We start from the raw sequence: 19767 nt of genomic DNA, 5'->3' as shown, positions 1-19767 counted from the left end.
TGAGACCTAACCGAAAGATGGACTAACTACCTGATAAGGGGAAAAACAGCATGAACACACAAAACGTCAACGTCAAAACCGCCACGCAAGATCCTCCCAAAAGATGGGTAAAAGACCAACGTGCTTTCGCCAATCAAGAGCTGGGCCGTTTTGTCGTGAAATACACCGCCTACAGCGCTCGTGGAGGCTTTAGCACTTGTCATCAGCATTTTCTCTTTGCAAAGAGCAGGCTGGATGCGGCTTTCAAATTCGGCTTGCTTGCGCCGATGGAAAGCAACTTTGTTGTGGATGCCGTGGAGGTGCAGGTGCCTATCCAAGACGTCTGTATCAGCAGCACCGGTTATCACTTTACCGTTGATGGCGATCTGTGGCGCTGTCTGGAAAACGGCGAGTTCGTGGAAGTGACAAGTGATGGCGATATCTGGAATGCCGATCGTACGTACACATTACCCCTCTATGGCCATTTGCAACAGTATCATTGTTAACAACACAGTGATTAGCATTTACCACCAAACAGGACAAAGCGAAATGAAAAAAACTAGCGGCAACGCCTCTGTTTCTAAGTCCCCTGCAAAGTGTTGGAGTCTTTGGCATCGTGCCGTAGATAGCGCACAAGAAGAGGTAGCAATGTCCGAACATGCCAACGATCACTATGGGGTAAGGTTCAACCGTCTTGACCGCATGCTGACTTGGTTGGTTGGTTTTACAAAGGGCTGGAAAATCGAGCGAAAAAAACAGGCGCTATTGAGCCTGAAAAATAACACGCATAGATGAAAAATCAGGGGTTTCCCCTGCCTTCTCAACCAAGCTGGTTTACCCCTGAGAAAGTTAGACCAGCTTTCAACGACCAACATGGAGATAAGCCTATGTCACAACTGAGTTTCACTGATTTGTGTAGCGCGTTTGAAAGCGTCCCCGTAAAAGCCAAGCCCACTCTGATCGAAAAACCTGCCCACCCCGTGCGCATGATCACCCCAGATGTGGCCCGAAAGCAGTTTATCAGTGCCTTTGCTCACACAGCGCAAAATATGCGGCGCTGGGACGTGTTTCGTGACTTCATAACACTGGCGGCCAGTGAGTTGGATATGGCTCGCATCCGAACGCCGGAGAACATCGAGAGCAGCCGCCGGATTTGCGACTGTTACACGGCTGCCGATCAGGACAATATGAACAAACTGTTTTGTCTGATGGTCACAGCCTTGGAAGGGGAGTTCCATGACTTTCTGGGATCGATATTCATGGAGTTGGAACTAGGCTCCGATAAGATGGGCCAATTTTTTACGCCGTATAATATCCAACTGATGATGGCGAAAATGTTAACAGGGGATATTGCGGCAGTCGTCCAGAAACAGGGCTGGATCGAACTGCATGAGCCAGCATGCGGCGCAGCGGGGATGGTGCTTGCCTATGCTCAATGCATGCTGGAAGAGGGGTTAAATCCTTCCGAACACCTGTATGTTGAGTGCATCGATATTGATCCTGTTGCCGCAGATATGGCTTTCATCCAGTTGAGCCTATTGGGGATCCCTGCCAGGGTGATCACCGGTGATGCGCTCACCATGAAATTCACCCGGGTTCGTTTTACGCCGCTTTATTATATCAACGGATGGAAAGACCGGCTGGCCCTGCGGCAGAAATGGGATGCGCTGGCAAAGGTTATGCAGCTGATGGCTAAAACGACGGTTTAAAACAGAAGTTTGAGATGTTATGCACGGCGGGAAGGGGAGAACCTCCCCGCTTTAATGCTGGGAAAATGAGTCCCGCAGTGGGACTGAAATCTTGATTAATCCCATTTTGGGACTATAATTAACAGAATGAAAATCATATCCGTTAAGACATTAAAAGATTTTTGGGATGAATATCCCGATGCCGAACAGCCGCTGAAAGCATGGGTGGATGAGGCCGTCAAAGCGAACTGGCGAACCCCGGCAGAAATTAAAGAACAGTACCGCAGCGCCAGCATTCTGAAGAACAGGCGGGTGGTATTCAATATCAAAGGAAACGACTACAGGTTAATCGTAGCGATTGCCTACCAGCGGGGATGGATGTTTGTGAAATTCATCGGCACGCACCGCAAATACGATGCCATCGATGCTGAAACTGTAGAACTGGAGTAGAACGATGCAAATCAAACCGATCCGTAACGAAGATGATTACAAGGCAGCCTTAAAGGCCGTTTCCCCTCTCTTTGACAACGAACCAGAAATGGATACGGCAGAAGGGGACTTCTTTGAAGTCATGTGCCTACTGATTGAAGAGTATGAGAAGAAGCACTATCCCATTGAGCCACCTCATCCCATCGAGGCGATAAAATTCCGGATGGAGCAACAGGGCTTGACGGTCAAAGATTTGGAGCCAGCGATCGGCAGGGCAAACCGTGTGTATGAAGTTCTCAACGGTACGCGAAAACTCACCTTGCCAATGATCCGTAACCTGCATAAGCAATTCAATATCCCGCTGGAAAGTCTGGTCGGCGTGTGATTTTCCACAACAGGCAGCCACAGGTGTAGAACATTCCTCCTGTGGTTGCTGCCCAGATCTACCCCTTTACGGCGCGAAAGCAAGGGCGGCAAAAAGCCAAGGAAAGGACAGCGCCTGCGGCGCCGTTCTTCTCTCTGCCGCTCCTGGATATCTTCCTCTTCCTCTTTGGTTTCCTTCCTGGTGACTTCTCTTCCCTGGTTATCTTCTTCTGTTCTCGATGGCCATGTACCTGGTGAACAAAAAGCTAAATCAACGGCAGTCTGGATACCTTCGGCTTCCAGGCTTTGCCTGGTCGTCACCCCTACTCAGCTAACCCGGCGAAAACATGCCGGGCAAGCTTCGCCGAACCCCGCATAAAAAGCGGGTTTCGGGCCTGAAGGCTAGGGTCTGATATCTAACGGCCAGGTCAAGGACTGCAGCTGGCCGGTGGCCAGCGCGTTCACTGCCCTGCGAAAAGCTGCAGGGCGCTAAGGTCGCCACGGCATTTCGCCGTGTCGGGTGTGTGCATATTGCTACTACCGTGTCAGTCACACCCGCTGAGTCCCTCGCCCCGCTAAAAACTACCTTCCAGGCGTCTGAAGTCAAATCTGTCGCCGGCACCCGTTCGCACTCCCTACGGTCGCTTGCGCTGCGGCTTTGTCGCCAAATTTGACTTCCTCCTCATCCCTGGAAGGTCAGTTTAGCGGTTGCGGCGAGGGGCTCAGTGGGATGTGACAATAAACACTAAGGGGAGAAATAACATGCACACACAAAACGTCAACGTCAACAGCGCGACGGAAGCTAGCAGGATATGTGAAAGGACAACACCTCGATTTGATGGTTTTGTCTGCAACATTCACTCACATCACCCGTTTGACGTGATCCGCGCTGACGTGGTGATCCAACGGCTGGAAAAAGAGGCCAATAAAGGGTGTGGCAGCTATTACGAAATTTACGAATCGCGCTTACTGGCCATGGCGATGAACTGGATGGAAAGATTACCGCTAACAGATCGCCCGGTGTTTATGGGGGCGGCAACGAAGCGGGGGATCATGCTGACACTGGCCGAAGAACAACGCGCACAGGCCTCAAGTGATGAACTGATGGCCGAGCTGGCCGCCGATTACTGATTTTTTTTAACCCGGTGGCGGCGTATTGCTGCCACCCCTCACTAGAAGGAAAAAGCACCATGTATTTAAATCTGACCGAGTCTTGCGCCACTCTGGGTATGAATGCCAACGCGGAAGCCGAGCGCGCCTATTGGCAGAGCCGTGAAAAAGCAGCGGTGAAAAAGCCGGTTGAAATTGACGTTCATCGGTTCCATGACGCGCTGGGCATGATGTCCCCGCTTAACTGGTCATGCAGCGAAAACGGTGAGTGTGAAACGTTTATGTTGGCTGAGATGTATTGCGGCAACGTTACCGAAATTTACACCCGGATCGGAGTTCGTTACTTCGAGATGCGGGATCACAGAGACCTGAGCCACGCGAAAATTCTGGCCAGCGTTAAGGAGGAATTTGGTTTACGCCAGAAATGAAAAAAGCAGGGTTTCCCCTGCCTTCTCTAGCTGGTTTACCCCTGAGAAAGCTAGACCAGCTTCCAATAATCAACATGGAGATAAAGCCATGAATATTGAAGTCTCAATCATTGCACCATCTGCGCTGTATGTAAAGCAATTGGAGATCCAAAACGAGCAACCGAAAAAACAGGTTCGTATTCTGCGCGATGACATTGCCGCCAGTGACCTTACTCCTGAAATGCGCGCCTGGGGCCGTCATATCGCTCGCTGTCGTCACAAAGGCCGCTCTGTTAGGGTTCCCGCGATGTGTGGGAGCGAGTGGGGGCAACTTCTACGTGCGCTTGAACTAAAACGGGCGCTTGTCTGATTTAACGTGCCGCCCCTAAGTGGGCGGTTTTTTTCCCGGCTATGCATCACAAGTTTGGAATGGTGCCAACGTCGGCGCCGCAAAAACCATAATAAGCAACTGCTGCGGCTGCGCCGCCGCCGTGGCTTCTTTTACTGCATTTTCTCAGCGTATGGCGGGCTGGCTTGCACTGAATTGAACACAAGGTATTGATATTAAGTTTCTTCCTTTTCATCAAACTACTTTCCTTTGTAATACCACATAGTTTAATCAACAGATGCATGGCCAAAAATCAGGTCAACGGCGGTTTGGCCCCCTTCGGCTTCCTGGCTGCGCCAGGTCGTCACCCCGACTGCGCTAGCCCGGCATGAAGACGCCGAGCAAGCTCCGCCGAACCCCGCAAAAGCGCGGGTTTCGGGCCTGACGGCTAGGGTATGATGGCTAACGGCCAGGTCAAGGGCTGCAGCTGGCCGGTGGCCAGCGCGTTCACTGCCCTGCGAAAAGCTGCAGGGCGCTAAGGTCGCCACGGCATTTCGCCGTGTCGGGTGTGTGCATATTGTTACTACCGTGTCAGTCACACCCGCTGAGTCCCTCGCCCCGCTAAAAACTACCTTCCAGGCGTCTGAAGTCAAATCTGTCGCCGGCACCCGTTCGCACTCCCTGTGGTCGCTTGCGCTGCGGCTTTGTCGCCAAATTTGACTTCATCCTCATTCCTGGAAGGTGAGTTTAGCGGTTGCGGCGAGGGGCTCAGTGGGATGTGACAATAAACACTAACGGGACAAATAACATGCACACACAAAACGTCAAGGTCAACAGCGCGACGGGGACTAGCAGGATATGTGAAAAGGCAACCCCTAAATTCATTCCGTCACCCTATGAAAAGGGTGTCTCGATCAGGGAAGATATCTTTAATAAACAGTTTAAGGTGCTTGTTAGAGGCCTGGCTACGTTCCCAAATGATGCGGCATTTGAGAAAAAACAGATCAGTTTCTACGTACTTACAGCATCAACAATTACGGATGCCGTAAATCAGGTAAATAAAGTACACAGTGAAAACGCCTGGCAGTACAAGGATGCGGACGTACTGGGTGATACAACAGTTCTGGATTATTTGGCTCAGTACGTCCAAATTACGGACCGCAATGGGAGGGCGGTATTGGGTGGGACGATAGGTACCAAAATTGAGTGGTGTGAACCGATAAAAACAACGGGAGAAATTGAGGTTCTGACCACGAAAGTGAAAAGAACAAATTACGCCGCCAGGGATGAGCTTAACGCAGGAAACCTAAGTAAAGCGGATGAATTATGGTTAATCGCCGAAGTAATGACATTGGAAATTGTTGCTCCGATCTATAGGGGGCATCCTGAGATAGTACAGATATTCGATGAAATTTACCGCCGTGAATGTGCAGACTTCATCGAAGAGGAAGCACAGATGTTTGCGACAGAGTGATCATTAAACAATGTAATCAACGGCCCGTTCCTGAGAAAGCAGGCCAATAAATAGGAGATAAAGCCATGGGTGTTATGAAAATTGGGATCGAAAAAAAGGTGGTTGTAGTCGGGCAAGTTGTCAGCACAAGTCTATATGGTCTCGGTCGTGGTGTCATATACATGATCCAGGGTAAACAAAGTCCGGAAACAGTAACCCATCGTTTGGGCGGTGTAATGGCAACAGGTGGTAACGCAACTTTTGATATTGCTTTTGAGTGTGGGACAATGACGCATCAATTACATGAGTGCATTTTGTATGGAGTTCAGTGGACGATCCATGATGAAGTTCTGGGCCAAGATGAAGTCCTGCGAATTTTAAGCAATGCGCGCGATGAAGAAGAAAGGAGAAACACAGAAAAAAAAACGGGCTCAAAAAGCATTTCAAGATGAAGTTGAACGCATAAAAAAAGCTCCTGAATATATCGGGCTTTCACAAGAACAAAAAGGAATTACTCAAGTTACTGCTAATGTTCGGAAGGAGTTGAAAAAAGCATGCCCAGGCGTAAAGTTTAGTGTCCGCAAAAGGCATACTTCTAGTGTCAATATTAGTTGGACAGATGGCCCTAAAGAGGATGAGATTAAAGCCATTATTGGTAAGTATAAAGATGGCCACTTTAACAGCATGGAAGATATCTATGAATATTGTGAGTCCCCGTTCAATAAAGTTTATGGCGGTGTTAATTATCTTTTCACAAAGAGAGAGTATAGCGACGCTCTAACAGAGAAAGCCATCCAGGAATTCAATGTCAAGTTTGGCGATCGATTTGAGAATGTCAACATTGAACGCTATAAATCTGGTGAGCTATGGCGTGTGGGTTTTCGTGATTTTTGGCATGGTCATGGTGTCGAAGATGAAATAAACAGAATGAGAGCGCAGTTGACCGCCTAATCAGTTCAACCCATGAATGAGGAGGGCACCTCCTCGTTCCGGTTTTTTTATGATGTAGAATTGCATTTCTGTAATACTTCTCGGCGTCCCTTTAAAGTGATACCCCCGTTGAGAGAGTATCAGTTTATTCCCCTCCCACCCGGATGAAAATAACAAAAATTTTCATCCTGCCGCTGCCCCAGAGGGGCTCCCTGGCTTGCACGATGACAATGAAAAACCTATTGTCATCGTCTGAGAATGTGCTGTTGGCATGATAACTTATCCACATATACACAATCGATATTCTTTCACCTTGTAGAGGTGAAGGAATCGCTCACGTTCATTCCACCCTAATGAAAGGATAGTATTTCACTGGCTTTATCTCATGTGCATATGTGGATAAGAGAATGTGCTAATTTTTAGCTATCGGATAAGTAAGAGGCTTTTTCTTGTTAAGCTTAATTGTTTTGTAAGTTCTATGGATTTTTTCTGCATATATGTATCTACGGTATGCTTGCTTCGGAGAGTCTTTAAAACCTGCATTATATGCACCAACAGAAACCCAGGAAACTCCCCATTTTTTGAAAGCTATAGCAAGATAAAAGGCACCTGTATAGATGTTAAGACAGGCATCATTTTTTAAATGATGTCTCGTTATGCCATAGCTATAGAGCTCTTGATCATGCTGTGAGTTAATTTGCATGATACCAGTGTCAACACTAGAATCATAATTATTACCTACGGCATATTGATTGAACTTGGACTCATTCCAGGCTATTGCGCGGAGTAAGTCTGGATCGATTTTGTAATCCCTTCCTGCCAAATCAAAACAATCCGATGCGTTTACCATGCCTGAAAAAAGCAGAGATACAGTCAAAGCGGCCATTTTATTCATATACTTCCTCCGGTCTGATTTCTAGGTAGTATTTTAATCTATACAAGTTCGCAGTTCAATATATATGCACTCTTCACCACAAAAATCACCACACCCCACGCAAAATTTACTTTTTGCTGATTTGGTTGTTGAAACAGTGGGTTAGGAATTATTAATTCCGTTCGATTCCAATGTGGAAGTCTAAATATATCGCCAACGAATCTAAGCGACTCGTCTATGACTCTGTGAAAAGTCGTAGACGAATCGATTTTTATAAATCAGACTGTTAGTGCGAATTGACCCTAGAGTCGACCCCTGCTACGATTCGCTACATGACTTGCTGTATATCTAGATTCGACTTGCGATTCGATTTTTTGGCGATTCGTCATGTTTTTGATATTTCAGTGTCAAATAAAACCACAATAATATAAGGAAAGGTGCCGTGGCTAAGATCCAAGTGTACGCCAGCGATGACGTGGCAGACAAGATAATGGCAATAGTAGAAAAACGCCGTCAGGAAGGTGCTAAGGATAAAGATGTCAGTTTTTCGAGTGTCACCACGATGCTCATTGAACTGGGGCTTAGGGTCTATGAGGCCCAGATGAACAATAAAGAGACAGGATTCAATCAGGCCCTCTTTAATAAGACGTTGCTGGAGAATGTGCTGAAATCGCAGATGGCGACAAGTAAGCTTTTAGGCATGGTGTCTCTCAGTCCATATTTAGAAGGGAACGAGAAGTTCATATTTAAAGATATGGTCACAACAATCCGCGAAGATGTAGACCAAATTGTATCAAACTTCTTCCCTAAAGATGAGGGTGGTGAAGATGATGTTTGATTGATGTAATAAATTTAATAATGCTGGCTCATTATCATTTAATCTGGGTTTCAGGTTCGGTGAGAATCACCTAATGTGGGTTGAAAACCGCCCTTGATTGCAGGTCGGGCGGTTTTCGATGTCAGGCCGTTACAGTTAACAATTATTAAAAACTACGTGAAATCACTCAAGCGTAGAATTCGTGTAAAACCAGTAGATGGCGCAGGTTCTTCATTCTTTATATTTACCCTTGTTGAATTAATTAAAAAATAAAGTTGATAATAATAGTGATGATATAATGAATGGTTTTGCTGGTTTCTCTATTAATTTTACATCATAGTTTAAAATCATATCGCCGATATTTTTTTCATAATGGTTCAGTTGCCCCGTTAAAATTATTATGTTGCTATAGGAGGCCGTTTTTTCTCTTAACTTTTTGACTACGCTTTCAGATGTTTCACCAAAATCAAGCAACCAATCAAGTATATATGCTTCATACTGATTATTGCTTAGAGCCTCAATAATTTCGGTTTTATTTTGATACGTATCTGCTTCTATCCCATATCGGGCTGTAACTAGCTTAAGAAGTTCAAGAGTATCACGGTCGTTGTCTAATAATGCAATTTTTGGAGCTGGCAAGAAGTCTATTGAATTGACCTTGTATATTTCCACATCAAGAGGGTTCTCATTTTTTGTGCTAATTACAAAAAGACCGTCTTTTTTCACCGCATAAGTCTCATTTTCCTCGGTATTAATCACTGGGCTATCATTAACCTCTATAACGCATCGCTTGTGGATGTTGTTCATAATAAAAACACAATTATGTACCCTTTGCCCTTCAAAAGGCTCATTGAAATATTTGAATATATTTCTTACCTCCTCGAGTGTTATACCCCTCTTGCCATCTAGCTTTTGTTTGGCGCTGTTGTACTGCAGCCCCAGTATTGTTGCCATTGTCGACGCATGCTTTCTGTACCCGACACCTTTTTGGGTTAGCAGGTTACTGATTTTTTCTATGTAATTTATATTTTTTTTCATGCGCTTAAGACTCTTCCTGTTTCGTTTTTGAGCACTTCCTGAGCATAGATGCTCATACAGGCACTAGCATCAGGCATTACCTTACACCTGCATCATAGGTGAAATGGGAACCAATATGTGCTTTATGAGTATGATTTATATTAATATTCTCAAAACAGGCTCAAATTAATAGAAAAAAACACTCAAAAGATCTTCACATGTTTGTAAGTTTATGTTTAATTACCACTCATACCTTTAGTTTCAGTTTGGAATTACAACTATGACTGATGAACAATGGAAAGCAGTACAGCTTGTGATGAGATTGAGTCCCAACGTAAATCGTCTGCTTACCGAGTCGGCTCTACGAACAGGACGCAGTAAAACACAAGAGGCTTTACTCCGTTTAACTGACCATCTCATTAACTTCGAAGATATTGCGTCTGAAGGTAAAAGATTCTTAAGGAACGATAAGTAATTAATTTTTCGTGGCAAACAACCATGGCCTTTTGCAGTGCCAGGGAATCTATTTAATTTAACTTGAAATAATTAAAAATAAGAGTTTGCTGAATGAGTGGTAATTAAATTATTACTTTTATGTTAAAGGGCGGGGCCTTTGGGACAAACGTCCGGAGGTGCTTCTGAGTTATGATCACCTTGTGTCAAAAACAGAATGGAGGGGGTTGTGAGGAGATATAGCAGCGCTCCTGCTCTTGGGAAAACGGTAAGAGTGAAACTTGATACGGCAACGGAAGATTTATTAAGCGCTGCCGTTCAACGTAGTGGGAGAAGCCGGGGGTTTGAGGTGTTCTTCCGTGTGCGAGATCACCTTAACCGTTTTCCGATGTTCAGCGTCATGGAAAGCCCGGATTTTTCACGGAAGCACTATGCCACCGTCAGGTTTGATGATGAAACAAACCTTAAACTCATCAACGCGAAAAATCGCAGTGGCTGGTGTAAATCCTATGAGGTACGGGAACGGCTTCACGATCATCTGAAGAAGTTTCCCGATTTTTACAATGCAGAAATGGTGGAGGTGATACCCAATAATTTCAACTGAGGTAATGAAGTTTGTAATTTCAACCGCTTTTTAAATCTAACTGTTATGTTGAAGGAATAATGAAATGACAGAAATCTCTGTGATGAATGCAGCACAGGCACCCGCTGCTAAAAAGAAATTCAGTAAAGTTGGTCTTCTCAAAGCGCTGAAGTTCGCACTGCCGATTGCGGCGGTGTCGGCTGCCTTCCCAGAAACGGTGATGGCAGCTGGAGCCGGTAAAGACCTGATGGCAAGCGGCGACGGTACCGTTAAGAGCACCTTTGGGTCCGGTTCAAGCGTGGTGAAATGGGTCATCCTGGCCGAGGTGCTGGTCGGGGCGGTGATGTATATGACCACCAAGAACCTCAAGTTCCTTGCCGGCTTCGCCATTCTGTCGGTGTTTGTCGCCATCGGTATGTCTGTCGCCGGGTATTAATTCCGCGTTAGTGGAAGTAGAAAGCGTCCCTGCTTATTAATTTTTTTTAATTTCGAATGCGTTTATTCGCGTTCACGGGATTGCTTTGCCTGAATTCTGGTGGGCAGAGATTTCGCGGCTGCCCACCAGTTACCCGGAGGCCTATTTAAATGGCAGACGAGTCTCTCAAAAAATACCGATTCCCCGAAACGCTCACCAATCAAGGGCGCTGGTTTGGTCTGCCTGTGGACGAACTCATCCCGGCCATTATTTGCCTGGGATGGGGGATCTGGTCGCAGCATTACCTTTTGGGGATTGTCGCGGGCGTCCTGGCGTATCTGGCCATTAAGAAACTGAAAAAAGGGCGTGGCAGTACATGGCTGCGGGACCTGGTGTACTGGTATATGCCGACTTCCCTGTTGAGGGGCATTTTCCACGACGTACCAGACTCCTGCTATCGGCAGTGGATCAAATAGACAGGATTATTCAGATGGATCATGGAGCACGCCTCAGTACACAGCGCGTTATCGCCATCGGGTTTCTCTCGCTGGGGACGCTATTGCTGCTGAGCCTCAGTACCAACGTCATTCAGGGGATTAATAATTATCGCCTGCAGAACGAACAAAAGGTGGCGGTTACGCCGATGCTCTACAACGCACCGTTCGCCGTATCACAGAATCAGGCCGATGCATCGTACCTGCAACAAATGGCCCTCTCTCTCATTGCCTTGCGCGTCAACGTCACGCCGGAAACCGTGGATGCCTCACACGAACAACTGCTGATGTATGTCCGTCCGGCGTCCCAGAATGCGTTAAAAATCAAACTGGCAGAAGACGCCACGCGGATCAAGGACAACAACGTTAACTCGGCCTTCTACATGACCAGCGTGAAGGTGTATCCGGGCAGCAGCCGCGTTGACGTTCGCGGACAGTTGAAGACCTGGATTGGCGATTCCAAACCTTACCCTGAGCTGAAGCAGTACGTCTTGCAGTTCGAACGCCAGGACGGGGTTAGCTGGCTGGTTCACTTCGGAGAAATTAGCGATGCACAAAAATAGCCGTATTACGCTGGGCAAGGACATGGAGCGCGTGACGCTTGTCAGCTACTCCGACATCCAGACGCTGCCGGATCTCTCCTGTTATGTCACGCTACCGGGACCCTATCCGGCAGTGAAGATGGCCCTGAAGTACCAGCCACGACCGAAGGTCGCACCCGAATTCATCCCGCGCACCCTGGATGAGCAGGCGGATGCGCGTCTGAACCTCGCCCTGGCCGCACGCGAAGACGAATCTCGCAGTCTGGCAGTGCTGTTTACGCCGGATATTCCGGTTGAAGCGGTTGTGTCAGTGGTAGCCAGCGCACCTCCCGCGCCTGTGGACGTCCCTGTCGCGCCGGTTGCCCCTGCTGCGCCCATGGAGCGCCCAGCGACGAGTGGCGCACCTGCGGCTACATCCGGTTCATCGGCAGCAGCGGTGGGCGTTGGCGGTACCGAGCAAGAGCTGGCCACCAAAGCCGAAGACGCTGAAAAGTTGCCGCCCGGTATTGATGTCAGCGGCGAAGTGGTGGACTGGGATGCCTTTGAAGCCTGGCAGGCTGAGCAAGATAGGCTGTCAGGGAAGGATATGCAGCGCCGTGAAGAGGTGAACATCAATGTGCATCGTTCGCCTGAAAAAGACCTCGAACCAGGAGATAACCTCTGATGTTAAGTCTGGCGACAGTAAAATCGGCCGGCAGCGCCGGAAACTACTACACCGACAAGGATAACTACTACGTCATTGGCAGTATGGGAGAACGCTGGGCGGGCGAGGGGGCTGCTGAGCTGGGGCTTAAAGGGGAAGTGGACCAGAAAACCTTCACCCAGTTGCTGGAAGGCCGCCTGCCGGACGGGAGTGATCTCAGCCGTATGCAGGAGGGTGCCAACAAGCACCGACCGGGCTATGACCTGACCTTCTCAGCCCCCAAAAGTATTTCAGTGATGGCCATGCTCGGCGGCGACACACGGCTGATTGACGCACACAACCACGCGGTGGATACCGCTGTGAAGCAGGTGGAGGCACTGGCCTCGACGCGGGTGATGACCGACGGTAAAAGTCAGACCGAGTTGACCGGCAATCTGGTGATGGCGCTGTTTAACCACGATACCAGCCGTGACCAGGAGCCGCTGTTGCACACCCATGCCGTGGTGGCCAACCTCACCCGGTACGGTGATGATTGGCGGACGCTCAGCAGCGATAAGGTCGGCAAAACCGGCTTCATCGAAAACGTGTACGCCAACCAGATAGCCTTCGGCAAAATTTACCGCGCCACACTGCATCAGGATGTCACGGCGCTGGGCTATGAGACGGAGGTCGTGGGGAAGCACGGCATGTGGGAGCTGAAAGACGTACCGGTCGTCGAATTCTCCAGTCGCACTCAGGCGATTAAGGAGGCCGTAGGGGAAGATGCATCGCTAAAATCACGCGACATGGCCGCGCTGGATACGCGGCGCCCGAAAGAAAAGGTCGATCCAGAGCAACGGATGAGCGAGTGGATGCACACACTGAAAGCCACCGGCTTCGATATCCGGGGCTACCGCGAGGACGCTGACCAGCGTGCGCAGGCGGGTGACATCCCGGCCCCGTCCGTGGAGGCCGTCGACATCAGTGCGTCGGTCGGCCTGGCCATCGGCATGCTGAGCGACCGGCGGGCGCGCTTCACTTACTCTGAACTGCTGGCTACCACAATCGGTCAGTTGCCCGCGCAGCCGGGGGTAGTGGCGCAGGCGCGCGAGGGCATCGAGTCGGCGATTAAAAACGAACAGCTTATTCCGCTCGATAAAGAAAAAGGCCTGTTCACCTCAAACATTCATGTGCTCGACGAACTGTCGGTGGCGGCCCTGACCCGCGACCTGCAGCGGGCCGGGCCGATTGATACCTTTGCGGATAAAGCACAGCCCCGAACCCGAGCTTACTCTGACGCGGTCAGTGTGCTGGCGCAGGACCGTCTGCCGGTGGCGATTGTGGCCGGTCAAGGGGGGGCCGCTGGCCAGCGTGAGCGTGTAGCAGAGCTGGCCATGATGGCGCACGAACAGGGGCGTGAGGTGCAGATAGTGGCGGCAGATCGCCGCTCGGCCCGCAGCCTTGCGCAGGATGAGCGCCTTGGCGGGGAGCACATTACCGACCGGCGGGCACTGACGGAGGGGATGACATTTTTGCCGGGCAGCACGCTGATTGTCGACCAGGCCGAAAAGCTGACGCTCAAAGAGACGCTGACGCTGCTCGATGGTGCCCTGCGTCATAACGTGCAGCTATTGATGACCGACAGCGGGCAACGCAGCGGCACCGGCAGCGCCCTGACAGTGATGAAAGAAACGGGCGTGAATACGCTGAGCTGGCAGCAGGGGGAGAAAACCCGGGTGGACGTCATCAGCGAGCCTGACCGGCGTCAACGTTATGACCGGCTGGCCACCGACTTTGCCCGCAGTATACGGGCGGGAGAACACAGCGTGGCACAGGTCACTGGTGCCCGCGAACAGGCGGCGCTCACAGGTGCGGTGCGTGATGCCCTGCGTGCAGAACGCGTGTTGGGCGAGAAAGAGCACACCATCACCGCGCTCGAGCCGGTGTGGCTGGACAGTCGCCATCAGCAGGTGCGCGACCACTACCGCGACGGGATGGTGATGGAGCGTTGGGATGCTCAGGCGCGACGTCATGAAAGGTTTGTGATTGACCGCGTTACCGCCCGTAATAACAGCCTGACGTTGCGCAATGTGCAGGGTGAAAGTCAGGTGATCCGGCTGGCATCGCTCGACAGCAGCTGGTCGTTGCTTCGTGCCACGCAAATCCCGGTGTCGGAAGGGGACCGACTGGCGGTGCTGGGCAAAACGCCAGGCGCACGGCTTAAGGGTGGCGATACCGTGACCGTCACCGGCTTTGATGATAAAGGCATAGCCGTGACCCTTCCCGGTCGCAAGGGAACGGTGACGCTGCCGTCCGGAGACAGCCCGTTTACGGCGCCGAAAGTCGGGCAAGGCTGGGTGGGATCGCCCGGGCGCAGCGTGAGTGATAACGCCACGGTCTTTGCCTCGCTGAGCCTGCGGGAGATGGACACCACCACCCTCAACAAGCTGGCCCTGAGCGGTCCGCAGGTGCGGCTGTACTCGGCGCAAACCGAAGCGAAAACCACGGAGAAACTGGCCAGACAGTCGGCCTTTAGCGTGGTGTCGGCACAAATCAAGGAAGCCGCCGGGCATGACAGACTGGAAGAGGCGCTCACACACCAGAAAAACGCGCTGCACACCCCGGCTCAGCAGGCCATTCATCTGGCCATCCCGGCACTGGAAAGTCGCAACCTTGCCTTCACAAAACCGCAGCTGATGGCGGAGGCCAGCGAGGCAGCGCCGACAGGGCCAGGACTGGCGGCGATTGAGCGGGAGATAGACCAGCAAACCCGGGAGGGTTCGCTGATGTCGGTGCCGGTCTCACCGGGGAACGGTCTGCAACTGCTGGTTGCCCGTGCATCCTATAACGCTGAGAAAAGCATTATCCGCCATGTGCTGGAAGGTAAGGATGCCGTTGCGCCGTTGATGCATCGTGTACCAGTGGCGCAGATGGAGGGGCTTACATCCGGGCAACGCAATGCCACGCGGATGATCCTGGAGTCCTCCGACCGTTTCACCCTGGTACAGGGCTACGCCGGGGTGGGGAAAACGACCCAGTTCCGGGCGGTAATGTCGGCTATCGGCACACTGCCGGAGGAGCAGCGGCCCCGCGTCATTGGCGTGGCACCCACCCACCGAGCCGTGAGCGAAATGCGCGATGCCGGCGTGCCGGAGTCGCAGACGCTCGCTGCGTTTATTCACGACACGCAACAGCAGCTGCGCGGCGGCGAAAAGCCGGATTTTCGCAACGTGCTGTTCCTGGTGGATGAAAGCTCAATGGTCGGCAATGCCGATATGGCCCGGGCCTATGGCCTGATCGCTGGGGGCGGCGGAAGGGCGGTGTCCAGTGGCGACACCGATCAGTTGCAGTCCATCGCACCTGGCCAACCGTTCCGTCTGCTGCAAAACCGCAGCGCCATCGACGTCGCGGTGATGCAGGAGATCGTTCGCCAGACTCCTGCCCTGAAACCGGCGGTCTACAGTTTGATTGACCGGGACATCGACAGCGCCCTCAACACCATTGAGCAGGTGGCACCCGCACAGGTGCCGCGTCAGGCGGGTGCCTGGCAGCCGGAGAGTTCGGTGGTGGAGTTCGGCGCGGCGCAGGAGAAGGCCATCGAGAAAGGTCTGGCCGACGGGAGCCTGACGCCCGGCGCACAGCCCGCCACCCTCTATGAAGCCATTGTACGGGACTACACCGGGCGCACACCGCAGGCGCAGGCACAGACCATCGTGGTGACGACCCTGAACGCCGACCGGCGGGCGCTGAACGCGCAGATACATGAGGCTCGTCAGGCGGCCGGTGAACTGGGTGAGCAGGAGGCCCGACTACCGGTACTGACCTCCGCCAACCTGCGTGACGGTGAGCTGCGTAAAATGGCCACCTGGCAGGCGGCGCAAGACAATCTGGTGCTGCTGGACAACACCTACTATCGGATTGACAGCCTGGATAAGGATGGGCAGTTGGTCACCCTGAAAGATGAACAGGGCAACACCCGCTCGCTGTCGCCCACCCAGGCTGCGACAGAGGGGGTGACGCTGTATCGCCCGGATACTCTCACTGTATCGCCCGGCGACCGGATGCGTTTCTCCAAAAGCGACAATGAGCGTGGTTTTGTGGCCAACAGCGTCTGGACAATATCCGAGATTGACGGTGACAGGGTCACGTTGACAGACGGGCAGCAGACCCGGACGGTGAACCCCGCTGCCGAGCGGGCAGAACAGCATATCGACCTAGCCTACGCCGTCACTGCACACGGGGCGCAGGGGGCCAGTGAGCCGTTTGCGATTGCCCTGCTGGGCACGGAAGGGGCACGAAAAGCCATGGCGAGCTTCGAATCGGCCTACGTGGCGCTGAGCCGTATGAAGCAGCATGCGCAGGTGTATACCGACAACCGTGCGGCCTGGGTTGAGGCGATGGGAAAATCCCGCGCCCGCAGTACGGCGCATGACATTCTGGAGCCTCGCGGTGATCGAGCAGTCAGTAATGCCGAGCGTTTGATGGGCACGGCAAAGCCGCTGGGAGAGGTGGCAGCTGGACGCGCAGTGCTGCGCCAGGCCGGATTGTCGCCGGACGGGTCGATGGCGCGTTTCATCTCGCCTGGCCGTAAATATCCGCAGCCGCATGTGGCTTTGCCTGCCTTTGACGGCAACGGTAAGCCGGCAGGTATCTGGCTGAGTTCGCTGATGCCCGTTGAGGGTGAAGTGCGGGGCTTAACGGACGAAGGCCGCGTGATGGGCAGTGAGGCAGCCACCTTTGCCGGCCTGCAGGTGAGCCGTAACGGGGAATCACTGCTGGCGGCCGATATGCCGGCTGCGCTGAAGCTGGCGCGGGAAAATCCACACAGCGGCGTGGTGGTGCGTCTGCCTGGCAGCGAGGGGCGTCCCTGGAACCCCGGTGCCATCACCGGGGGCCGGATCTGGGCTGATGGCGTATCGGACGATGTGGTCACCGGCTCACAGCATGGCGAAAAGCTGCCGCCAGAGGTGGTGGCGCAGCAGGCGCAGGCCGAACAGCAACGCCGCGAAATGGAAGAACGGGCCGCGCAGGCGGTACGGGAAATGGCGCGCAGCGGTGATAAGGGCAGAGAAGGAACAGACCCGGTACGGGAAGTGGCGCGTGAACTGGAAGGGACGCAGGAACCCACCCCTGACGCGGTCAGGGTACCGGACAATCATGAGGAGCGCCGCCGCGATGACGCGGTGGCACAGGTGGCACATGAGAACGTGCAACGTGAACGCCTGCAACAGATGGAACGCGAGGTGGTGCGTGACCTCGACCGGGAAAAAACACTGAGCGGAGACTGAGATGCGGGCAGAGGATAACGTGTTCTTCCCCCTGGTGGTGGTTACAGACAACTGGCTGCAACGGTTGCTGATCTGGACACCGGGGCAAACCGACCTGATTAAAACCGTGGCGCTGCTACTGATGGTGGCAGACCACACCAGCCTGCTGTTCGGGCTCGATAACGACGCACTACGGCTACTTGGACGGGGTGCTTTCCCGCTGTTCGGCCTGGTCTGGGCGATGAATCTGGCCCGCCATCCTCGCATCCGTCAGTCGTCGCTGAACCGGTTGTGGGGGTGGGCTGTGGTGGCACAGGGCGGCTGGATACTCGCCGGGCTGCAGCCGTATGAGGGCAATATCCTGTTTGCCTTTGCGGTCAGCGGGCAGGCGCTGGCGCTGATGCAGCAGCACGGTCCCCGCGTGTGGCCGCTGTCGCTGGGACTGGTTCTGGTGTGGTATCCCTTTTCGGGCGGCAGCTATGGCCTTGCCGGCATCATGATGCTGTTACTGGCCTGCGGGGTGTGCATGACGGCCAGGCGCACCACGCGCACCGGACTGGCGTGCTGTCTTGCGCTGGTGATGCTGGCGCTGAACGCCAGCGACGGTGCGGCGATGGTGATAGCGGGGCTAGTGATACCGGGCGTCATCCTGACAGTGCTGAGCCGCTCCTGTCGTCTGGTCACCCGCTTCCGGCCCCGGGAATTTTTTCCGCTGTTCTACACCGTACATCTGGCGGTATTGGGACTGATTGCGATGTAACGCAACGGCCAGAAAGATAGGGTACACCATCCTGACGCCTTCGCGTTGCTCCGTTGTCCAACCCCGGAAAAGAGGAAAAACAAGTTTTCTTCTCTTCCGGGGTTTCAGTTGGTACTTCAATAACAAGAGGTTCTCATGGAATTGTATTTCGTCAGCAGACGGTCATTGCCCAGCCTGGTGTGTCTGACCTTGTTGAGCGGGCCCCTACTCGTAATGCAACCTGCTAGTGCTACCGTCGAAGCCGCGTTTACCCCCGGGCAGGCGCAGACCCTGGTACTTGATTCGTTGGCGCAGTCCAGGAGTAGTATTGAGTTGGCTGCATACAGCTTTACCTCAAAACCGGTGGCGCTGGCTCTGGTGGATGCGCAGCAGCGTGGTGTCCAGGTACGCGTATTGGCAGACGATAAAGACAGCCGTGCTCCGTACAGTGCTGTGACTTTTCTGGCCAATCAAGGGGTCCCCGTTCGCTTGAACAGTAAATATGCTAAGCAGCATTCGAAATTTGTGGTGGTTGACGGGCGGACGGTCCAGACCGGTTCTGCGAACTACACAGCATCAGCGTTCAGTCGCAATGCCGAGAATGTGGTGGTGATCCGCGACGAAACAGCTGTGGCGCGCGCCTACCAGCAGGAATTTGAACGCCTTTGGGCTGAAGGCACACCGCTAAATTCGAATTACTGATCCTTTCTTCAAGCCATCAGATCTGCAGAACATCATTGCTCATGCGCCAACATGAGTCGCAGATCACGATCATTTGCTGCTAACTGTCGGAAACTGTAGTAGTCTTTGCCTAATCGATCCTTTTTAGATCCTTGGGGAGGCGGAGATGTCACAGGCGATAGGTATTGTTACTCCTTCATCGAATGCAAAACGTGTGTATCGTAAAGGTAACCCTTTGAGTCCTGCAGAAAAGCAGCAAGCATCCGTAGCTAGAAAGAAATCAACCCATAAAGAAGTTAAGATATTTGTACGGAAGCCACTGAAGGATCATTTGATCGATCTATGTGAAGAGTATGGGTTGACTCAAGCTGAGTTGATCGAACGCTTGATAGAACGTGAAGTGGAACGCAAAGAATGTTTGGTAATGGGGTGACCTTCTTGATCGTTGGTTCACTCAGTGCTAATGTGCTGATCGTTTAAATATTTTTAGGTTGGCCACGCCAGTATGGTGGCAGGGACAGAAGACGTTGAGCAAGTTCTCCGGATTCTGAAAAGCAAAAACCCCGATAATCTTCT

26 protein-coding genes are annotated in these 19767 nt (G+C 52.2%); 22 read left to right on the top strand and 4 right to left on the bottom strand.

All coding sequences use genetic code 11. The features are described from left to right. The first annotated feature begins 50 nt into the window (after positions 1–50). From KGP17_RS27550 to KGP17_RS27515, 8 genes are all read left to right on the top strand, one after another. Complete coding sequence (locus KGP17_RS27550; protein ID WP_223499817.1) at positions 51–485, top strand: hypothetical protein; 435 nt, start codon at positions 51–53, stop codon at positions 483–485. A 43-nt stretch (positions 486–528) separates the two neighbouring features. Beyond that, on the top strand, positions 529–774 hold the full coding sequence (locus KGP17_RS27545) for a hypothetical protein (RefSeq protein WP_223499816.1): 246 nt from the start codon (positions 529–531) through the stop codon (positions 772–774). A 92-nt stretch (positions 775–866) separates the two neighbouring features. Continuing rightward, a complete protein-coding gene (locus tag KGP17_RS27540; protein WP_223499827.1) occupies positions 867–1688 on the top strand; it encodes an N-6 DNA methylase in 822 nt (273 codons plus the stop codon). 126 nt (positions 1689–1814) lie between these two features. Further along, positions 1815–2117, top strand: coding sequence for a type II toxin-antitoxin system HigB family toxin (locus tag KGP17_RS27535; RefSeq protein WP_050313120.1), 303 nt, complete (start codon positions 1815–1817; stop codon positions 2115–2117). A gap of 4 nt (positions 2118–2121) precedes the next feature. Next, on the top strand, positions 2122–2481 hold the full coding sequence (locus tag KGP17_RS27530) for a type II toxin-antitoxin system HigA family antitoxin (protein ID WP_050313121.1): 360 nt from the start codon (positions 2122–2124) through the stop codon (positions 2479–2481). Between the two features lie 740 nt (positions 2482–3221). Continuing rightward, positions 3222–3590, top strand: a complete 369-nt coding sequence (locus tag KGP17_RS27525; protein WP_223499815.1) for a hypothetical protein — start codon at positions 3222–3224, stop codon at positions 3588–3590. 59 nt (positions 3591–3649) lie between these two features. Further along, the gene (locus KGP17_RS27520) at positions 3650–3997 is read left to right on the top strand and encodes a hypothetical protein (RefSeq protein WP_223499814.1); all 348 of its coding nucleotides are present in this window, start codon (positions 3650–3652) and stop codon (positions 3995–3997) included. 88 nt (positions 3998–4085) lie between these two features. Further along, positions 4086–4346: a hypothetical protein gene (locus KGP17_RS27515; protein ID WP_371822222.1), complete on the top strand. Its 261-nt coding sequence runs from the start codon at positions 4086–4088 to the stop codon at positions 4344–4346. A 46-nt stretch (positions 4347–4392) separates the two neighbouring features. Here the strand turns inward: KGP17_RS27515 and KGP17_RS27510 are convergent, their stop codons facing one another. Together KGP17_RS27510 and KGP17_RS27505 are read right to left on the bottom strand one after the other, a co-directional pair. Beyond that, positions 4393–4560 carry a hypothetical protein gene (locus KGP17_RS27510; RefSeq protein WP_223499813.1) on the bottom strand — a complete coding sequence of 56 codons (168 nt, stop codon included), beginning with the start codon at positions 4558–4560 and terminating at the stop codon, positions 4393–4395. A gap of 31 nt (positions 4561–4591) precedes the next feature. Then, the gene (locus tag KGP17_RS27505) at positions 4592–4852 is read right to left on the bottom strand and encodes a hypothetical protein (RefSeq protein ID WP_223499812.1); all 261 of its coding nucleotides are present in this window, start codon (positions 4850–4852) and stop codon (positions 4592–4594) included. Between the two features lie 260 nt (positions 4853–5112). On the opposite strand from KGP17_RS27505, the gene KGP17_RS27500 reads away from it, so the two are divergent. The 3 genes from KGP17_RS27500 (at position 5113) to KGP17_RS27490 (ending at position 6708) form a co-directional block, all read left to right on the top strand. Beyond that, the gene (locus KGP17_RS27500) at positions 5113–5778 is read left to right on the top strand and encodes a hypothetical protein (protein ID WP_223499811.1); all 666 of its coding nucleotides are present in this window, start codon (positions 5113–5115) and stop codon (positions 5776–5778) included. 65 nt (positions 5779–5843) lie between these two features. Next, the gene (locus KGP17_RS27495; RefSeq protein ID WP_223499810.1) at positions 5844–6209 is read left to right on the top strand and encodes a hypothetical protein; all 366 of its coding nucleotides are present in this window, start codon (positions 5844–5846) and stop codon (positions 6207–6209) included. Further along, positions 6151–6708, top strand: coding sequence for an LPD29 domain-containing protein (locus KGP17_RS27490; RefSeq protein WP_223499809.1), 558 nt, complete (start codon positions 6151–6153; stop codon positions 6706–6708). Before KGP17_RS27495 ends, KGP17_RS27490 begins: the two co-directional genes overlap by 59 nt. A gap of 391 nt (positions 6709–7099) precedes the next feature. Here KGP17_RS27490 and KGP17_RS27485 read toward each other — a convergent pair whose 3' ends face one another. Next, the gene (locus tag KGP17_RS27485; RefSeq protein ID WP_223499808.1) at positions 7100–7582 is read right to left on the bottom strand and encodes a transglycosylase SLT domain-containing protein; all 483 of its coding nucleotides are present in this window, start codon (positions 7580–7582) and stop codon (positions 7100–7102) included. 421 nt (positions 7583–8003) lie between these two features. Here KGP17_RS27485 and traM point away from each other — a divergent pair, with 421 nt between their 5' ends. Next, positions 8004–8399, top strand: coding sequence for a conjugal transfer relaxosome DNA-binding protein TraM (gene traM, locus KGP17_RS27480; RefSeq protein WP_223499807.1), 396 nt, complete (start codon positions 8004–8006; stop codon positions 8397–8399). A 237-nt stretch (positions 8400–8636) separates the two neighbouring features. Here the strand turns inward: traM and KGP17_RS27475 are convergent, their stop codons facing one another. Continuing rightward, positions 8637–9416: a helix-turn-helix domain-containing protein gene (locus tag KGP17_RS27475; RefSeq protein WP_223499806.1), complete on the bottom strand. Its 780-nt coding sequence runs from the start codon at positions 9414–9416 to the stop codon at positions 8637–8639. A gap of 259 nt (positions 9417–9675) precedes the next feature. Between KGP17_RS27475 and KGP17_RS27470 the strand changes: the two genes are divergently transcribed. From KGP17_RS27470 to KGP17_RS27425, 10 genes are all read left to right on the top strand, one after another. Beyond that, positions 9676–9870: a TraY domain-containing protein gene (locus KGP17_RS27470; protein WP_223499805.1), complete on the top strand. Its 195-nt coding sequence runs from the start codon at positions 9676–9678 to the stop codon at positions 9868–9870. Positions 9871–10122: 252 nt separating this feature from the next. Further along, entirely contained in the window at positions 10123–10452 is a 330-nt protein-coding gene (locus tag KGP17_RS27465) for a TraY domain-containing protein (protein ID WP_245398332.1), read from the top strand. Positions 10453–10516: 64 nt separating this feature from the next. Beyond that, the gene (gene traA, locus KGP17_RS27460) at positions 10517–10867 is read left to right on the top strand and encodes a type IV conjugative transfer system pilin TraA (protein WP_223499803.1); all 351 of its coding nucleotides are present in this window, start codon (positions 10517–10519) and stop codon (positions 10865–10867) included. A 149-nt stretch (positions 10868–11016) separates the two neighbouring features. Continuing rightward, entirely contained in the window at positions 11017–11322 is a 306-nt protein-coding gene (gene traL, locus KGP17_RS27455; protein ID WP_065684418.1) for a type IV conjugative transfer system protein TraL, read from the top strand. A gap of 14 nt (positions 11323–11336) precedes the next feature. Next, on the top strand, positions 11337–11903 hold the full coding sequence (gene traE / locus KGP17_RS27450) for a type IV conjugative transfer system protein TraE (protein WP_223499802.1): 567 nt from the start codon (positions 11337–11339) through the stop codon (positions 11901–11903). Next, the gene (locus KGP17_RS27445) at positions 11890–12546 is read left to right on the top strand and encodes a hypothetical protein (protein WP_223499829.1); all 657 of its coding nucleotides are present in this window, start codon (positions 11890–11892) and stop codon (positions 12544–12546) included. Before traE ends, KGP17_RS27445 begins: the two co-directional genes overlap by 14 nt. Beyond that, positions 12546–17792, top strand: a complete 5247-nt coding sequence (gene traI / locus KGP17_RS27440; RefSeq protein WP_223499801.1) for a conjugative transfer relaxase/helicase TraI — start codon at positions 12546–12548, stop codon at positions 17790–17792. The genes KGP17_RS27445 and traI overlap by 1 nt, the downstream gene beginning before the upstream one ends. 1 nt (position 17793) lies before the next feature. Further along, positions 17794–18531 carry a type-F conjugative transfer system pilin acetylase TraX gene (gene traX / locus KGP17_RS27435; protein WP_223499800.1) on the top strand — a complete coding sequence of 246 codons (738 nt, stop codon included), beginning with the start codon at positions 17794–17796 and terminating at the stop codon, positions 18529–18531. Positions 18532–18666: 135 nt separating this feature from the next. Beyond that, complete coding sequence (locus tag KGP17_RS27430; protein WP_223499799.1) at positions 18667–19212, top strand: phospholipase D family protein; 546 nt, start codon at positions 18667–18669, stop codon at positions 19210–19212. Positions 19213–19357: 145 nt separating this feature from the next. Then, on the top strand, positions 19358–19624 hold the full coding sequence (locus tag KGP17_RS27425) for a replication regulatory protein RepA (protein ID WP_115160188.1): 267 nt from the start codon (positions 19358–19360) through the stop codon (positions 19622–19624). The last annotated feature ends 143 nt before the right edge of the window (positions 19625–19767 follow it).

Source organism: Serratia sp. JSRIV001 (genome assembly GCF_019968745.1).
GTDB lineage: Bacteria > Pseudomonadota > Gammaproteobacteria > Enterobacterales > Enterobacteriaceae > Chania > Chania fonticola_B.
Note: the sequence above shows the minus strand (reverse complement) of the source record. Positions and strands in the feature narration are given on the sequence as shown.

What these genes read in the sequence shown, in the direction of transcription:
- traL (WP_065684418.1), top strand. Translation starts at nt 11,017, where the DNA reads ATGGCAGACGAGTCTCTCAAAAAATACCGATTCCCCGAAACGCTCACC.
- KGP17_RS27550 (WP_223499817.1), top strand. Translation starts at nt 51, where the DNA reads ATGAACACACAAAACGTCAACGTCAAAACCGCCACGCAAGATCCTCCC.
- KGP17_RS27425 (WP_115160188.1), top strand. Translation starts at nt 19,358, where the DNA reads ATGTCACAGGCGATAGGTATTGTTACTCCTTCATCGAATGCAAAACGT.
- KGP17_RS27525 (WP_223499815.1), top strand. Translation starts at nt 3,222, where the DNA reads ATGCACACACAAAACGTCAACGTCAACAGCGCGACGGAAGCTAGCAGG.
- KGP17_RS27530 (WP_050313121.1), top strand. Translation starts at nt 2,122, where the DNA reads ATGCAAATCAAACCGATCCGTAACGAAGATGATTACAAGGCAGCCTTA.
- KGP17_RS27535 (WP_050313120.1), top strand. Translation starts at nt 1,815, where the DNA reads ATGAAAATCATATCCGTTAAGACATTAAAAGATTTTTGGGATGAATAT.
- KGP17_RS27470 (WP_223499805.1), top strand. Translation starts at nt 9,676, where the DNA reads ATGACTGATGAACAATGGAAAGCAGTACAGCTTGTGATGAGATTGAGT.
- KGP17_RS27445 (WP_223499829.1), top strand. Translation starts at nt 11,890, where the DNA reads ATGCACAAAAATAGCCGTATTACGCTGGGCAAGGACATGGAGCGCGTG.
- KGP17_RS27520 (WP_223499814.1), top strand. Translation starts at nt 3,650, where the DNA reads ATGTATTTAAATCTGACCGAGTCTTGCGCCACTCTGGGTATGAATGCC.
- KGP17_RS27485 (WP_223499808.1), bottom strand. Translation starts at nt 7,582, where the DNA reads ATGAATAAAATGGCCGCTTTGACTGTATCTCTGCTTTTTTCAGGCATG.
- traI (WP_223499801.1), top strand. Translation starts at nt 12,546, where the DNA reads ATGTTAAGTCTGGCGACAGTAAAATCGGCCGGCAGCGCCGGAAACTAC.
- KGP17_RS27495 (WP_223499810.1), top strand. Translation starts at nt 5,844, where the DNA reads ATGGGTGTTATGAAAATTGGGATCGAAAAAAAGGTGGTTGTAGTCGGG.
- KGP17_RS27510 (WP_223499813.1), bottom strand. Translation starts at nt 4,560, where the DNA reads ATGAAAAGGAAGAAACTTAATATCAATACCTTGTGTTCAATTCAGTGC.
- KGP17_RS27545 (WP_223499816.1), top strand. Translation starts at nt 529, where the DNA reads ATGAAAAAAACTAGCGGCAACGCCTCTGTTTCTAAGTCCCCTGCAAAG.
- KGP17_RS27475 (WP_223499806.1), bottom strand. Translation starts at nt 9,416, where the DNA reads ATGAAAAAAAATATAAATTACATAGAAAAAATCAGTAACCTGCTAACC.
- traE (WP_223499802.1), top strand. Translation starts at nt 11,337, where the DNA reads ATGGATCATGGAGCACGCCTCAGTACACAGCGCGTTATCGCCATCGGG.
- traX (WP_223499800.1), top strand. Translation starts at nt 17,794, where the DNA reads ATGCGGGCAGAGGATAACGTGTTCTTCCCCCTGGTGGTGGTTACAGAC.
- KGP17_RS27430 (WP_223499799.1), top strand. Translation starts at nt 18,667, where the DNA reads ATGGAATTGTATTTCGTCAGCAGACGGTCATTGCCCAGCCTGGTGTGT.
- KGP17_RS27515 (WP_371822222.1), top strand. Translation starts at nt 4,086, where the DNA reads ATGAATATTGAAGTCTCAATCATTGCACCATCTGCGCTGTATGTAAAG.
- KGP17_RS27540 (WP_223499827.1), top strand. Translation starts at nt 867, where the DNA reads ATGTCACAACTGAGTTTCACTGATTTGTGTAGCGCGTTTGAAAGCGTC.
- KGP17_RS27500 (WP_223499811.1), top strand. Translation starts at nt 5,113, where the DNA reads ATGCACACACAAAACGTCAAGGTCAACAGCGCGACGGGGACTAGCAGG.
- traA (WP_223499803.1), top strand. Translation starts at nt 10,517, where the DNA reads ATGACAGAAATCTCTGTGATGAATGCAGCACAGGCACCCGCTGCTAAA.
- KGP17_RS27490 (WP_223499809.1), top strand. Translation starts at nt 6,151, where the DNA reads ATGAAGAAGAAAGGAGAAACACAGAAAAAAAAACGGGCTCAAAAAGCA.